The sequence below is a fragment of the Bacillus sp. PK6-16 genome (genome assembly GCF_056530295.1).
Genome location: NZ_CP096511.1, coordinates 241,468 through 257,049, shown reverse-complemented (window position 1 = coordinate 257,049; position 15,582 = coordinate 241,468). Strand labels below are relative to the sequence as shown.

The 15,582-nt window shown below is 34.9% G+C and carries 15 protein-coding genes; all 15 read right to left on the bottom strand.

Going from position 1 to position 15,582, the window contains the following annotated elements; all coding sequences use genetic code 11:
• Positions 1-123: 123 nt before the first annotated feature.
• Positions 124-1,458: an MFS transporter gene (gene pgtP / locus M1D66_RS01220; RefSeq protein ID WP_000477601.1), complete on the bottom strand. Its 1,335-nt coding sequence runs from the start codon at positions 1,456-1,458 to the stop codon at positions 124-126.
• 19 nt (positions 1,459-1,477) lie between these two features.
• Positions 1,478-2,512 carry an ABC transporter substrate-binding protein gene (locus M1D66_RS01215; RefSeq protein ID WP_001225641.1) on the bottom strand — a complete coding sequence of 345 codons (1,035 nt, stop codon included), beginning with the start codon at positions 2,510-2,512 and terminating at the stop codon, positions 1,478-1,480.
• On the bottom strand, positions 2,509-3,291 hold the full coding sequence (locus tag M1D66_RS01210) for a DUF3919 family protein (protein ID WP_242554937.1): 783 nt from the start codon (positions 3,289-3,291) through the stop codon (positions 2,509-2,511). Before M1D66_RS01210 ends, M1D66_RS01215 begins: the two co-directional genes overlap by 4 nt.
• A gap of 66 nt (positions 3,292-3,357) precedes the next feature.
• Positions 3,358-4,788, bottom strand: coding sequence for a HAMP domain-containing sensor histidine kinase (locus M1D66_RS01205; RefSeq protein ID WP_242554936.1), 1,431 nt, complete (start codon positions 4,786-4,788; stop codon positions 3,358-3,360).
• Positions 4,789-4,799: 11 nt separating this feature from the next.
• On the bottom strand, positions 4,800-5,471 hold the full coding sequence (locus M1D66_RS01200) for a response regulator transcription factor (RefSeq protein WP_065212341.1): 672 nt from the start codon (positions 5,469-5,471) through the stop codon (positions 4,800-4,802).
• A gap of 113 nt (positions 5,472-5,584) precedes the next feature.
• Entirely contained in the window at positions 5,585-6,415 is an 831-nt protein-coding gene (locus M1D66_RS01195; protein ID WP_001034221.1) for an SGNH/GDSL hydrolase family protein, read from the bottom strand.
• 98 nt (positions 6,416-6,513) lie between these two features.
• A complete protein-coding gene (gene tagU, locus M1D66_RS01190) occupies positions 6,514-7,428 on the bottom strand; it encodes a polyisoprenyl-teichoic acid--peptidoglycan teichoic acid transferase TagU (RefSeq protein WP_000727065.1) in 915 nt (304 codons plus the stop codon).
• A 111-nt stretch (positions 7,429-7,539) separates the two neighbouring features.
• Positions 7,540-8,379: a dTDP-4-dehydrorhamnose reductase gene (gene rfbD / locus M1D66_RS01185; protein ID WP_000866890.1), complete on the bottom strand. Its 840-nt coding sequence runs from the start codon at positions 8,377-8,379 to the stop codon at positions 7,540-7,542.
• Between the two features lie 3 nt (positions 8,380-8,382).
• Positions 8,383-9,402 (bottom strand): dTDP-glucose 4,6-dehydratase, encoded by a 1,020-nt coding sequence (gene rfbB / locus M1D66_RS01180; RefSeq protein WP_000866932.1) that lies wholly within the window; start codon positions 9,400-9,402, stop codon positions 8,383-8,385.
• Positions 9,403-9,413: 11 nt separating this feature from the next.
• On the bottom strand, positions 9,414-9,971 hold the full coding sequence (rfbC, locus tag M1D66_RS01175) for a dTDP-4-dehydrorhamnose 3,5-epimerase (protein WP_070757647.1): 558 nt from the start codon (positions 9,969-9,971) through the stop codon (positions 9,414-9,416).
• A gap of 13 nt (positions 9,972-9,984) precedes the next feature.
• On the bottom strand, positions 9,985-10,878 hold the full coding sequence (gene rfbA, locus M1D66_RS01170; RefSeq protein WP_242554935.1) for a glucose-1-phosphate thymidylyltransferase RfbA: 894 nt from the start codon (positions 10,876-10,878) through the stop codon (positions 9,985-9,987).
• Between the two features lie 70 nt (positions 10,879-10,948).
• Positions 10,949-12,106, bottom strand: coding sequence for a beta 1-4 rhamnosyltransferase Cps2T (cps2T, locus tag M1D66_RS01165; RefSeq protein WP_242554934.1), 1,158 nt, complete (start codon positions 12,104-12,106; stop codon positions 10,949-10,951).
• Positions 12,107-13,498: a glycosyltransferase gene (locus tag M1D66_RS01160; RefSeq protein ID WP_044306720.1), complete on the bottom strand. Its 1,392-nt coding sequence runs from the start codon at positions 13,496-13,498 to the stop codon at positions 12,107-12,109.
• Positions 13,495-14,211, bottom strand: coding sequence for an acyltransferase (locus M1D66_RS01155; RefSeq protein ID WP_242554933.1), 717 nt, complete (start codon positions 14,209-14,211; stop codon positions 13,495-13,497). The genes M1D66_RS01160 and M1D66_RS01155 overlap by 4 nt, the downstream gene beginning before the upstream one ends.
• Positions 14,212-14,266: 55 nt before the next feature.
• Positions 14,267-15,562 carry a glycosyltransferase family protein gene (locus tag M1D66_RS01150; protein ID WP_242554932.1) on the bottom strand — a complete coding sequence of 432 codons (1,296 nt, stop codon included), beginning with the start codon at positions 15,560-15,562 and terminating at the stop codon, positions 14,267-14,269.
• Positions 15,563-15,582 lie beyond the last annotated feature (20 nt).

The window sequence follows — 15,582 nt, the reverse complement described above, 5'->3', positions numbered from 1 at the left end:
GTAACAAAAATTCCAATGATTAGAAATATGACATTATATCTTTTAAGATAGATTTAAGAAAAGATTATATTATATAGAAAAAGCTATCCAATATAACAATTGGATAGCTTTTCAAACAAAATATTACGCCGCTTTAGGATCTTTTCTCTCATGTCCACGTTGAACAATAAATAAGAAGATTGTTGATAAAACCGCTCCTGTTAATAGTAAGATGAAACAACCATCCCAGCCAGAACTATCAACAATAACACCAATTGCTGCGTTAGCTACAAGACTTCCGCCTACATAACCGAATAGACCACACATACCAACTGTCGTACCTACTGCAAATTTCGGTACTAATTCCATCGCACTTAAACCGATTAAGAACTGTGGTACATAAATTAAACAACCGATAATAGAAACTGCAATACTTACAACAAGTACGCTAGTTGCTTGCCAATATATAAACGTACCAATAACAACTCCAACCATACTAATAATACATAATGGCATACGTTTTCCTTTAAATAATTTATCACTTAAAAAACCAACGATTAATGAACTTGGAATTGCCATACCTTCAAAGATTGCATATGCCGCATGCGCTTCTGCTTTTGAAAATCCTTTAACTGTCGTTAAATAAAGTGGAACCCAGTTAATAACACCGAAACGAATTAAATAAACAAAAGCATTCGCAATACATAAGAACCATACAAATTTATTTTTCACTACATACTTCATTAAAATTTCTTTTGGTGACATCTTGTTAGCATTATCTGCTTTTTCAAGATTTTCATAGTCATTACGATACTCATCAATTGGAGGAAGACCTTCAGATTCTGGTGTATCCTTCGCATTGATCCAAACAAGCACTGCAATTACCATTGCGATAATCGCAGGGAAAATAAACACGCCGCCTTGCCAATGATTTTCACCGAAAATACCTACACCAATTCCGACAAGTGGTGGCACAAGCATTCCACCAACGTTGTGTGAAATATTCCAAAGACCTGTTTTCGTACCGCGTTCTTTCTTCGAGAACCATTTCGTCATAACAATACTACAAGGTGGTGCTCCCATACCTTGTACAATACCGTTAACAACAAGTAATGTAACAATCATCCCAAATGATGATGCAAAGCCGAAACAAATATTTACAAGCCCTGATAAGAATAAACCGACTGCGATAAAGCGCTGGGCGAAAGCTTTATCTGATAAATTCCCCATAAAGAACTTACTAAATCCATAAACAATTGCCATTACTGAACCTAGTAGACCAATTTCAGCTGTACTAAAACCATATTCTTGTACTAAATACGTACTTGATAACGTAAAGTTACTACGAACTAAATAATAAGCAGCATATCCAACTGAAATCCCGATTAACACACGAATACGTAGTAATCGATATACACGATCGATCATATCCGCTGGCAATCTTTCAATTGCAGGTGCTGGCTTGAGCCATTTAAACATATAATTTCGTCTCCTTTTCTCACTTCAGAGAGAGACGCTGTCTATTCCATATCTCGATTATTCCGCTATTTGATATATTTTGGTTCGTTCTTCTAACCGGCTGTCCTTCTATTTCTTTCTCATTCTTCGCAAACATCGTTGGTACGCCAAACGACACTTTTTCTAAAATATGCCCCGCTTCTTCTGATAAACAATAATCAATAAATAAATCCGCAATAATACCACTCGGTGCACGTTTTAGTTTCGAAATCGCATTAACAGATAACCCTGTTTGCTCAGGTTCGTTACTTAAAATCGGAAAACCTTGTTTTTGAAGCATTCTCTGATCTCCCATAAAGTTGATGCCTATCATATATTCACCGCTCGCAACAAGTTCTGCTGGGATGTAACCATTCACTGTTACTTCTCCAACTTGTTCCGCCAGATTCTTCACATATTCCTTCGCTTCCTCTTCACCTAACGTATCAATAAGTGATTGAAAAAACGTATATGCTGTACCTGAAACATTTGGATCGGGCATGACAATCTTTCCTTTATATACTGGATTCAATAAATCTTTCCATCTTAACGGATACGAGAGACCGAGCGGCGCTATTTCCTCGTTCCACCGCTCTTTATTAATCGCAATTGCCAGCTTCTCCACTTCATAACCGTACCAATAACCATCTTTATCTTTAACAGTTTTTGAAATACGATTTGCATGTTGGCTTATCACAGGAATAGAAAGATTTTTTTGCTTCATCATTTGATGCGCATCTACTGTACCGCCAATAATAATATCCGCCTTCGGATTTCCGGCTTCTTCTTCCACTCTACGAAGAAGTTCTTCTGTTGAAAGACGAATAAATTCATACGTACATCCGCGCGGCTTACAAAATGATGAAAGTAACGCTTCACCAACTTCCTCACGAGCCGCTACATACGCAACAATATGACGATCATCCAAAATAGGGAGACCATTTTTACTATATTTAATAGAGGTTGTATCTCGAGAGCAACTAGACATCGCTCCTCCAATTACTAGCAAAAAGAAGAAAAAGGCTATCTTTCTCATGACGCATTCTCCTTTACGAATAACTCTGCTAGAGAGCTTTTCATATACATGACATTTCCGTTATTATCACCGAGATATTGCACAACAAAGTAAGATGGATACACAGAAATCGTAAGAATATCTTCACGATTATTCTTTACACGCTTACCTGTTTTATAAGCTGTAATATAAGCAATCGGTTCATTCTGCGATTGTAATAACTTCTGAATTTCTCCGTAATCTGTAATTTGCTTTGCGTATCGAATAGAATCAAGTATGTGCGTAAGATTGATAGTACGTACCACATCACCTTGACGTACTACGACATCCTTTGCTGAAGCAAAGAAATCACTAATACGCTCTGGCGTGTAATACAGGCTTAATAAATACGTTTGAAGTGCTGAAATCATCGGATCCATGCCATTCTTTCCGTATACATTTTCCCCATACTGGAACAAGTCACCTACTGCAAAAGTACGCTTATGTCCATTCAAGTACGTTACTTCTCCAGTAAATACTTGTTCTTGGCTCTTAACGCTCTCAGGCTCTATTCGAATTCGGTCAAAGAATGAAACAATCGTATGCAAACGAACTTCATCCGTTACAACGATCTCCCCCCACTTTTCATGTCTTACTTTCACTTCAATTGGAAGAGATTCATTCACCCTTTGTAAAACGGCTTGTTTATCATTTACAATGTTAATTCGATTATAGATTTGCTTCTCCATAACATAAAACAAAACAAGAGAAACAATCATACAAATGACAAACATAAGAATTTGAAATGATAGCCTTTTCATTTCTGCCTACCTCCAAGATAAAAAAACGTTGTTTCGAAAATACCGCATAATTGTTTCATAAATGTATCATTTAACCGCTTTCAAGTTTTTTATGTCTTCCATCCTTCTCGGAAGCAAAAATGTAATGAATATTGTAGTACCTACTTCTTCACTACTCTCAATCCGCATGCTTCCGCCCTGCTTATTCATAATTTCCTGACAAATATACAAACCATAACCATTCCCATAACTAGAAGGAAGTGCCTTTCCTTTCGGAGACTCATTCCACTCTGCAAGCACCACTTCATCTATACCGATCCCATCATCATGAACAAAAACCTTCGCTTCATGCTCATTTACAATTACATTCATACGAATGTGCGAAGCATCACTATACTTAATTGCATTATCAAGCACATTTAAGAAAATTTGCTTCGTCTTATCAAAATCCGCAACAACATGTACATCCGTTAACTCATTTACCACTTCAATTTCAAACTGATTTAGACGAGGTTTCACAATTGAAACTGCTTCCTCTGCCAATTCCTTTAAGTTCACAACTGTAGGAGACACTTCAAACGTACTCGTTCCATATTTCGAGGACTTAAGCAATTCCTCTACAAGTGATAATAAACGCTCACTTTCCACAGCCACATAACGAAGACTTTCCTGTACATCTTCTTTCGATTGTAACTTCGGAATTAAATCAACATAACCGATAATTGCCGTTAGCGGGGTTTTTAACTCATGCGTAATGCGGTCTAGGAAATCTTTCTGCTTCTCCTTCTCCTCCTGCAATTGCTTAATATGCAGTTCAATTCCATCGGCCATCGCGTTAAAAGATGCTGAAAGCTGAGCGATTTCCACGTACTCATTTAACTCAATCTTACTCTTATAATCACCATTCGCGAGCCTCTGTGCCATTTGTCTCAACTGATCAATCGGTTTATGAAGAGACTTCGCCAAACGAATCGCAAAGAAAATACCGGTAGCTACTAAACAAAGAGATGTCATTAAGAACGTCCAGCTCACATTTGTTAAAACTTCCTTCTCACCCGTTAACTCATTTATAAAACGAATACTTCCAATGACATCGTTTCCATAATATACTGGGCTTGAAAACAAAAGAATGGGCGCGGGATCCGCCTCCTCAAAAACATAAGACTTCTTCCCCTTCAAGGAACTCTCAATGTCGATGTTACGGTGAAGCAATGCTCCTTTTTGTGTATCTGCAACAACATCGCCATTCTTCCCGATCATCTGCACACGGACATCCATACGCTTCGCTAAATACGACGCAATTAAAAGTGAATTCGGACCAAGCGTATCCACTTCTGCTTCCTTCTCTAAATAATTCATCGTATAAATTTGTGCTTCTACACTTAACTTTTCTAAAGAATCTGCTGCGTTATGATACATATTCTTTTCTAACGTAATATAAACAACTGCATATAAAAGAACAAAAATCGGAATTAACAGCCCAACTATTCCAAACACCATATTTCGCTTTAAAGACATACCATCACCACTTAACAATCCAGTTTATAGCCCACGCCATAAATTGTCTTAATATATTCTCCGCTCGTCCCAAGCTTCTTTCGAAGTCTCTGCACCATAATATCAACTGCTCTCGTATTTCCGATATACTCAAATCCCCATACTTTCTCAAGTAACTCATCCCTCATAAACACACGCTGCGGATTTGAAACAAATAACTGACATAAATTAAACTCTCGGTACGTTAACTGAATCTCTTGTCCACTCACATGTACCTTTCTTTCCTTAGGACAAATCACTATCTCTCCAGCCTCAATTACTTCATGACTTACAGCCGCCTCCGTCTTCTTTACACGCCGCGCCATATTCTTAACCCGAAGAATAAGCTCCGCATAATTAAACGGCTTCGTCACATAATCATCAGCACCAAGCTGCAAGCCAAGCAACTTATCATTCATCTGACTCTTTGCCGTTAACATAAGCACCGGAATATCCCTATCCCTCTCACGGAACAAACGAAGCAACTCATACCCATCCGTGTCCGGAAGCATAACATCCAAAATCAATACATCCGGTCCTTCATTCCATCGCTCCAAAGCTTCTTTCCCATCAGCCGCTGCCAACACTTCATAACCTTCCATCTCCAACTGCATCCGAATCAAATTACGAATACTCGATTCATCATCAACCACAAGTATTTTCATCATTCTCCTCCTTCCATCATGTATTATAGTACAGTTTAGTATAGCAAAAATCCTATAAAAAAAGAGAAGGTATTGTCGAACATATTTTGTCGACGATACCCTCTCCCCTTTTATTATTTAGCTACAAAATAATCCGTTACATATTGTGCCCAAACTTCATGACCTTTAGCAGTTGGGAAACCAAACTCTTCTTTTAAATATGGTAGGATAGCCTTTGTCGATGCATCTGGCCATGCTCCCCAATGATCAATATATGTATAATTATTTTGCGTTGCAAATTGTTTTAATGCTTCAATCGCTTTCGGATAATTTTTCGCACCATACACTGGATTTGATGGTTGAATCATAATTGTAGCACCCTTTGCACTAGTAGAAAGTGCTTGAACGAACTTCTGTGTATTTGCGACAGAGTTCCCATTACCAGTTTTACCGTTATCAGTAATAAATGGTGGCTCAAATAAAATTACATCTGGATTCTCTTTCGCAATCTCTTTATCACGCTTATTCGCGATTAACTCTTCTGTGCTTTCACCCTTATATTCCTTTACAGTCACATTCCATAAACCTTTACCGTAAGCAGTTTCTAAATTAGACGTTAACTTAGCTGCCCAAGCACCTTTTTCAGATGAAGAAGCTTCATCACCAACAATAATAAGGTTTACTGCCTTTTTATCCTCAGCAGCTTTCTTTAACTTCTCTTTCACTGCATCTGGCAAATTCTTCGCGTATGCTTCATTAAAAGATGACTTCGCATCTTGTTTTTTCTCTTCTTTTTTCTCTTCTTTCTTTGCTCCGCTATCTTTCACTTCAGTCTTTGTTTTCGTTACTTCACTCGTTTGTCCTGTTGCATTTGCAACTTTCTTATTCCAGTACAATTTACCGCTCACAATCGAAGCAACAAACAATACAAAAACAACAAGGACAAGTACTGCTTTCTTATTCATCGATTCACCTCATCTATTAATCTCACAATATATAATACTAATATAAATCCATGCAAAAATAAACCCAACTCCTTCCAAAGGAGCTGGGTTATTACATATTACTTAGTTAATTCAAGATGTGCTCTTAACTTATTCGTTATATCTTGTTTTGCTGCCTCTGGAACATAGTAGTACCAAATACCATCAGCGGCTTTGTGGCCGTCGCCTGGAATTTGAATTTCTTCACTGTTCTCCATACAATCTTTATAATTCTTTTGAATATCAAACATTTGATCTTGCGTTAAACTTGTTTTTACGTTTTTCTCAATTGCTTTTAATACATCACCGTAGCTTGCTAGAGAAGATACACTTGCACCCTTCTTAATTACAGCTTGAATAACTTGACGTTGGCGCATTTGACGACCGAAGTCACCACGTGGATCTTCATAACGCATACGAGTATACTTTAATGCTGTTTCACCATTTAAATGGATGTTACCTTTAGCAAAATGTTGCTCCCTTGATGTAAACTCCAAATCATTATTTACATCAACACCACCAACAGCGTCTACAATATCTTTGAATCCAGCCATGTTTACCTCGATGTAATGATCGACTGGTACGTTAAGAAAATTCTCTACTGTTTTTACAGCCATATCAATACCACCAAAAGCATATGCATGGTTGATTTTATCCTTTTTCCCTTTCCCTACAATCTCCGTATAAGAATCTCGTGGGATACTTGTAATTTTCATAGATTTTGTTTTTTGGTTTAAGGTAAATAGCATAAGTGAATCGGATCTACCTGTTCCATTACCTTCTTGATCTACACCCATCAATAAAATAGATATAGGTTTATTATCCGCAATTTCTACTTTCTTATCTCGTTTATCAGACTTATCACGATCCAAAGGCTTATGCACTGTATTTAACGTATTAGATACATTAGAGTAAACAGTATACGCATATACACCACCAGCAATAACAAGAACACCAATGATACCTAGAATCCAAAATAGAATCTTTTTCTTCATCGTTTTTCCTTCTTTCAAATAACAAATTCAACAACCTTATTCTTACTATTATTCCACATAAAACTATACAGATTTACAAATCATTTGTAAACTACTGATTCTTCCACTATCTTATAGCTTCTTGAGAAAATCTTTTAAAGCTTCCTTCCAATTTTGAAGCGATTCAAATCCATTTTCTTCAATCATCCCTTTATCCAGCACTGAGTATTTAGGGCGTGCGGCAGGCCTTGGAAAGTCTTCGGTCTTTAGTGGATTGACCACTATTTCAATATTAGATTGCTTGAATATCTCTTTTGCAAACTCATACCAAGAGCACACCCCTGAATTAGAACCATGATATACTCCATATTTATCAGTTTGTACAAGACTAATAATAAATCTTGCTAAATCAGTGGTATAAGTTGGTGAACCCACTTGATCATGAACAATCCCTAATTCTTTATTCTCCTCTGCCAAACGTAGCATCGTCTTCACAAAATTATTACCATATAAACCAAATACCCAAGACGTTCTAACAATATAACTTTTTGAACAATACTCTTGTGTATACTGTTCTCCAACTAATTTTGATTTACCGTATACAGTCTGAGGATTCGTTTGATCATCCGGTTTATATGGAGTATCTTTTGTTCCATCAAAAACGTAATCAGTACTTACATAACAAAACTTTGCCCCTACTGCTTCAGCAGCTTGAGCTAAGTATTTTGTTCCTTCAGCATTGACTTTAAAAGCAGATTCTTCATCGCTTTCCGCTTGATCTACTTGTGTATATGCTGCCGTATGAATAATAATATCGGGTTGAATTAATAATACTTTCTCGCTTACTTGTTTTTCATCTGTAATATTTAACTCTTCTCTGCCGAACCCAAAGACTTCCCATGTCTGTTCTTTTAATAAACTTACTACATCTTGTCCTAACTGACCTTTAGCTCCTGTTACTAACACCTTCATGTTTTATACCTCTAATCTATTCGCATATTGATTCTTGAAGTATTCTTGGTACTCTCCAGAAATAATATTTTTCCACCAATCTTGATTTTCTAAATACCATTTAATAGTTTGCTCAATACCTGTGTCAAAATTGTACTTTGGTGACCAACCTAATTCTTCACGGAGTTTTGTCGCATCAATTGCGTAACGGCGATCATGACCTGGACGATCTGTAACATACTTAATCAGAGATTCAGGCTTGTCCAATGCTTTTAAGATTGTTTTTACGATTTCAATATTTGTACGTTCGTTATTTCCACCAACATTGTACACTTCACCATTTTTACCTTTATGAAGTACTAAATCAATTGCCTGACAATGATCCTCAACATGTAACCAATCACGTACATTTAAACCATCACCATATACAGGTAATTGTTTATCATTTAGTGCATTAATAATCATTAAAGGAATTAACTTCTCTGGGAAATGGAATGGTCCGTAATTATTTGAACAACGTGTAATATTTACTGGTAAACCAAACGTTTCATGATAAGCACGAACTAATAGATCTGCACCAGCTTTACTTGAACTATACGGGCTATTTGATGCCAAAGGTGTTTCTTCCGTAAAGTAACCTGTTTCGCCTAAAGTTCCATATACCTCATCTGTTGAAACTTGCAAGTATTTTTTTACTTCCGCATTTTTAGCAGCATCTAGTAATACTTGTGTACCTTGAATATTCGTTTGAATAAAAATATCAGGATTTGTAATACTTCTATCAACATGTGACTCTGCTGCAAAATTTAACACATAATCAAACTTTTCTTCTTTAAATAATTGGTTAATAAACTGACGATCTGCTATATCGCCTTTGACAAATTTATAATTAGATAATTCCTCAATATCTTTTAGATTTTCTAAATTACCTGCATATGTTAACGAATCTAAATTTACAATATTATATTCTGGGTACTTCTTCACCATATATCGAACAAAGTTACTTCCAATAAACCCTGCGCCACCTGTTACTAATACTTTCATGTTATTCCTCCTTATTTCTCGTACACAAAATTAATATTTGCTTCTTCTAATAATGGATGTTTAGTATCCTTTTCCGAAAGGATTGGTTCACTCACCGGCCAATCGATTCCTAAGGCTGGATCATTCCATAGAATACCAGCATCATGATTAGGAGAATAGTATTCATCTACTTTGTAAGCCACTGTCGAATTTGGCACTAATGTACAAAATCCATGTGCAAATCCTTTCGGCACGACTAATTGGCGTTTATTATGTTCACTTAAAATAACACCAACCCATTGTCCATATGTAGGTGAACCTTTCCGAATATCAACAGCTACATCATAAATAGCACCTGTGATACAGCGTACTACCTTTGTCTGTGCTTTAGGATTTAACTGAAAATGTAATCCACGTAATGTTCCGGCTGGTACAGATAAAGATTGATTATCCTGAATAAATTCGTAATCTAAACCAAGCTTATCAAAAACCTCTTTATTATAACTTTCCATAAAATATCCGCGATGATCGCCAAATACCCTAGGCTCTAAAATAACTACATCAGGAATTTTAGTTTCAACAATCTTCATTATAAGTACTCCTTTATTGATAAATTGGTTGTTTTTGTTTACTTTGTTCTGCCAATCGAATCAAGTATTGACCGTATTGATTTTTTTTCATCGGCTCTGCTAATTCAAATAATTGCTCACGGGTAATATATCCTTTTCTAAATGCTATTTCCTCTAAACAAGCTACTTTTAAACTTTGACGTTTTTCAATTGTTTCAATAAATTGAGATGCTTCTAATAATGACTCGTGCGTGCCAGAGTCTAACCAAGAAAAACCTCGGCCAAGAATTTCAACGTGCAACTCTTGTAATTGTAAATAAACCTTATTTATATCAGTAATTTCTAACTCTCCACGGGGTGATGGTTTAATATTCTTCGCAATCTCTATAACACGATTATCATAGAAATATAAACCTGTTACAGCATAATGTGACTTTGGCTCTTGAGGCTTCTCTTCAATAGAAATGGCCTTCCCACCTTCATCAAACTCTACAACCCCAAAACGTTCTGGATCATTTACATAATATCCAAAGACGGTTGCCCCTTCTTGGCGTTCTGCGGCGCTTTGTAATAGTTTCGTTAAACCGTGTCCATAGAATAAATTATCACCAAGAACAAGAGCTACAGAATCATCGCCAATAAACTCTTCTCCGATAATAAATGCCTGAGCTAAACCGTCGGGTGAAGGTTGCACAGCATATTCTAGTTTTATCCCAAACTGTGAACCATCTCCCAATAACTCTTTAAAACGAGGTGTATCCTGTGGTGTAGAGATAATTAAAATTTCTTGAATACCAGCAAGCATTAATACTGATAATGGATAGTAAATCATTGGCTTATCATATACAGGTAATAATTGTTTTGATACTGCTTGTGTTAGTGGATATAAACGTGTTCCACTACCTCCAGCTAGAATAATACCTTTCATAAATTGCTCGCTCTCCTTTTATATCATAGAAATAGGGAATAAATCTGTCCGGATTCATCCCCTTTCTAATTTATGACTTTAAAAATAAAGATTCATAATCAGTTACAATTTTTTCCCATGAGTATTCATGGATGATTCTATCTTTCGCCTTATTACTTAATTTATTAATTTGCTCTTGTGAATATTGCTCAACTTCATGAATTAAGTTAGCTAAGGATCCACTTTCTTTAGAGAAGTAAACAGCTCCTGCTTCCCCAACCTCTTTATTAAACACCACATCTAAAAGCATATTTAATTTTGTAGACGCCAATGCTTCCAATAATGATGGATTCGTTCCACCTACTTCATGCCCATGGAAATATGCAAATGCATTTTCACGAACTTTCTTTAATAGTTCTTGATCATATACAGTTCCAACAAACTTAACACGAGGATCCTTATCAAAATTCGTCGTTGCTAATAAATCCTGATAAAATTGATTTTGTTCGACATTAGAGATAATAACAAAGTCTTTTTTAGAATTTGATTTCATGAATTCACGGACCATTAACTCATAATTGTTCTCTGGAACGAAACGACCAACTACTAAGTAATATTCATTGGCGCTTATATCATGTTTCTTATACCATTCATTTAGTTTTACATCCTCGTCTTTTAGAGATGACGATGTAACATCCGCGCCATAAGCAATAAATGTCGTCTTAGGGTTATACTTTTTATAATCTGTTTTAATATATGACTCAATTCCTTTAGAATCACATACTAACAAATCTGCATTTTTAACCATTAACTTCTCAGATATTTTCCAATATGTTCTGATAGCAGGGCTCCATTTACTTCTTTTCCACTCATGCCCATCTGGATTTACAAATACTTTTACACCCATTTTTTCTAGCTTATTTTTATAGAAGGAAAAGAATGGACCAATACGACAAGCAAGCACGTAAACAATGCAATTTGTAAGGCTATTTCTTTTAATATAACGGATACACTCTTTTAAACTTAAAATATCGTATGCTACTGCTTTAGCACTACCAATTTCAGGTGTTTTGACATTAAAACATCTTGCATTATTATGCTTAAACTCATCATTATCATGAGCTAGACAAGATACGTGATATTGAATATCTTCACTTTGTTTTCGAGCTGTTAAGTATTCTACAAATGTTTCGAATCCACCATATTTTGCGGGAATTCCTTTAGATCCGATGATAAATACATGTTTCATTTATTCTTCTACTCCTGCTCTTACCTCTTGATATAGGTTTATTATTTCGTCAGTATGTTTTTTCATAATGAAAGGGAATTTCATTTTTAATATATTTTCATTTATTTTTGCCAATACCGAAGGATTGTCCAATATTAGAGACAATTTATTCGCAAAATCATTTCCATCCGTCTTATAAATAAATCCAGTTTCACCGTCTTCTATTAAGTCCTTAAATCCGACGTTTTCAGAAACCATAATAGGAACACCATAAGATTGAGCCTCTAGGCCAATAAAGCCAAATGTTTCTTTCCAAATGCTTGGAATAATTAACAAATCAATTCCATTAAACATTTCTTCTAATTGACTGTACTCATATCGCCCATAAAACGTATAATTCTTTGGATTATACGTTTCTGGATCATTTATAAAACCACCATATACACTTAAATGCCAATTTTCATATCCATTTTTCTTTAAGAAATCCAATGTATCCTTTAAAGTATAAAAACCTTTATATACATCTACAGGACCCAGGTATCCAAACCTTAAAATTGAGCTATTCTTCTTTTCATATAAACGCTCTTGACGATAATCATAAATATCTTTATGACTAATGGAAATCACTTTTCCTTTTACATCTAAAAAGCTTTCGAACTGCTCTTTTGCGACGGAACTATTAAAATGAAAACAGTCTAATATTTTAAATATCTCTAAATAATACTTACGTAATTCCACATATTGAGTAGCTAAATTATCATCTGATTTTATTGCATCTTCCGATATAATAGGTACTCCTATACTCTTTTTAACTTGTTTTTTTTTAAATTCACGTAATGATTTCACAATTCTACTATCCTTTAAATATCGATATGGATAGGATTGCATAACATAAATCATCGGAAAACTAAGGGCATTAACATTACACGATAGACAATTATGACCAAAATTGAAATCTTCACAAATATTTCCTTCTGCATCCATGAGATTGACCTTAGGACAAAGGCCAAAATAATCATGTGTAGTGAATACTAGTTTTATAGATAGATCTTTTGCTGCTTCAAAGAACTCCTTATGTATTCCCATCAAAGTATGGACATGAATTATATCTGGATTTATTTGCTTTAAATACGCTTCATAAATTCCCCTATCAACTTTTTTCATAAATGATTGTGGTTGATTAATACCATTTAACAAAGGAATAGGTAACGGGTTTACTAATTCATAAACCCCTATGTTTCCAAATGGTTTATTCTTTTGGATTGCTATTTTTTTTGAAATAGTAATTTTTCCGGGATATAAAAGAAATACTTTATGCTCACTGGATTGTTGAAACATTAAATCCGTTGCGTACTTCGTTAAACCACCTGTACGATATGGCGGCAACCCCAGTGAGATATGTAATATTTTCAATTTATTCTCTCCTTCATTTCAAGACGACTTTTAACAATCTTCACTGGATTTCCAACGGCAACACTATAGGCTGGAATATTTTTATTTACCAAGGTATTTGCGCCTATAACACAGCCATCACCCACCTCTACTCCATCTAAAAAGACCGCTCCGGATCCTATCCAGCAATCATTTCCAACGGTGATTCCTTTATTCGTAACTCCTTGTTCTTTAATAGGAATATCTAATCTATCAAAATTATGGTTTTCTGAATGAAATCGTACATTTTGTCCCATAATTACATTATTACCAATTTGAATTCCACCAGCGGCTCCAAAAAAGCAAAAATCTCCTATTCCGCTATTATTCCCAATTTTCAAACCTTTCCCCAAGTTTTTCAAGCTACCTGAACAAGCCATTTTAGTATATGTGCCGATGTGCACATTATTTCCAATATAAATTCCTTCTATTGATAATGCATCTAAACTAACATGATTATCTATCGTAATCCCATTTCCTAATTTTATAAAACGTTTCCCTTTTAGTTCTACTTTTTTTCCAACAAATAAAAACTTACCACATTTATCCGTACCAATTCTTCTGTATATCCCCCGCCATAAATATAGGACTCTTATCCAAACAATCCCTAATATATCAATTGTTTTTATACTACTGTCTAATTTATATTCTGTTTTCTTTAGTTTACTAATAAGGAAGTTTAAAATTGAAATCATATATACTCCTCCTTTTCAAAGACATCAATCAACCAAAATGCAACATCCACCTGTATTAATTAAAAATTTTATCCTCTAAATCCTTAACAACATTATCCCACCTGTAATTTACCGCTGCTTTACTCCAATTATTTTGGTCTGAATTCAAATTCCTCTCTATATCTTGAAGAGCCTCTAAAATGCTCTCTTCTTCATTTAAAACTACCGGTCCTTTTTTCACTTGATTCATTAATGGCTGTAGCTCATCTTGCTCATCTCCTAGAAGAGTGACAATTGCAGCCTTACTTCCTAAGTATTCATACACTTTTCCAGGAACTTGCGTGCTATTTTTGTTTCCATATAGTAACAAAGCATCAGCGTGTACAACATACCTTAATGCATCTTTATATGGCATAAGGGGCTTTACTGTGACATTCTCTAAATTTTTAACCCTATTTTCATCTTGAGTGTCTGTAAATTGACCTATAAATAACACATGTATTTTTTTGAACAAATTATAATCATCATACTTTAATTTTTCAAGAGCCTTACACAATGGCGTAATATCACGTAATTCCTTATAAATTGTTCCCGTATGTACAATATTAATTTTGTTCTTATTTAATTCTACTGGTAATTCCTTTTCCTTCTCTATATTTGAATATATAATTTCATCATAACCTCGATATACAATATCCGTATCATCAGGATTTATCTTATATTTATCAATATACATTTGACGCGTACTATTTGTTGTAAATAAAAACCTATCTACTTTTTTTACAATATTATTTTCAATCTTTTCCTCTAAAATTGTTTTAAATAACGACCTACCTTTTCTTAAGCTATCACCATTCCAAGGGTCACTCCAATACCCAATCCACTTCATACTAGGGAACCTTCGCTTCAACCTAGAAGCAACGACATGACTGGAAGGTGTTTCATGCATCGAAAACATACAATCATATACTCCATTAGCTTTAACTAACGATGATGCTTTTTTAAATGCTGGGTTTATCCATTGTACAAACGGATCTGGGATTAAAATATTCCTCTTAACAAATAGGCCCACTTTCTTTTTAAAACTAGGCTTATTATTTTCAACTGTACCAGTATCACTTATCTTGTTACTCATTTTTTTTGTATAGGACATATTATAAATTAAGCCTGGACTTATCTTATGTATTTTCACTTCCCGATCAAATACATCTTCAGAATTTTCATCATATGCTATAGAATCCCTTGGATAATCTACTGCTATTACATCTATTTCATGCCCTAAACGATTTAAGTAATTTATATAATTCAACGCCCTTATATTAGCCGAACCAATAAATGGCGGCAATTGTGTTGATATAAATAAAATTCTCATTTTTTCACACCTTTATATAA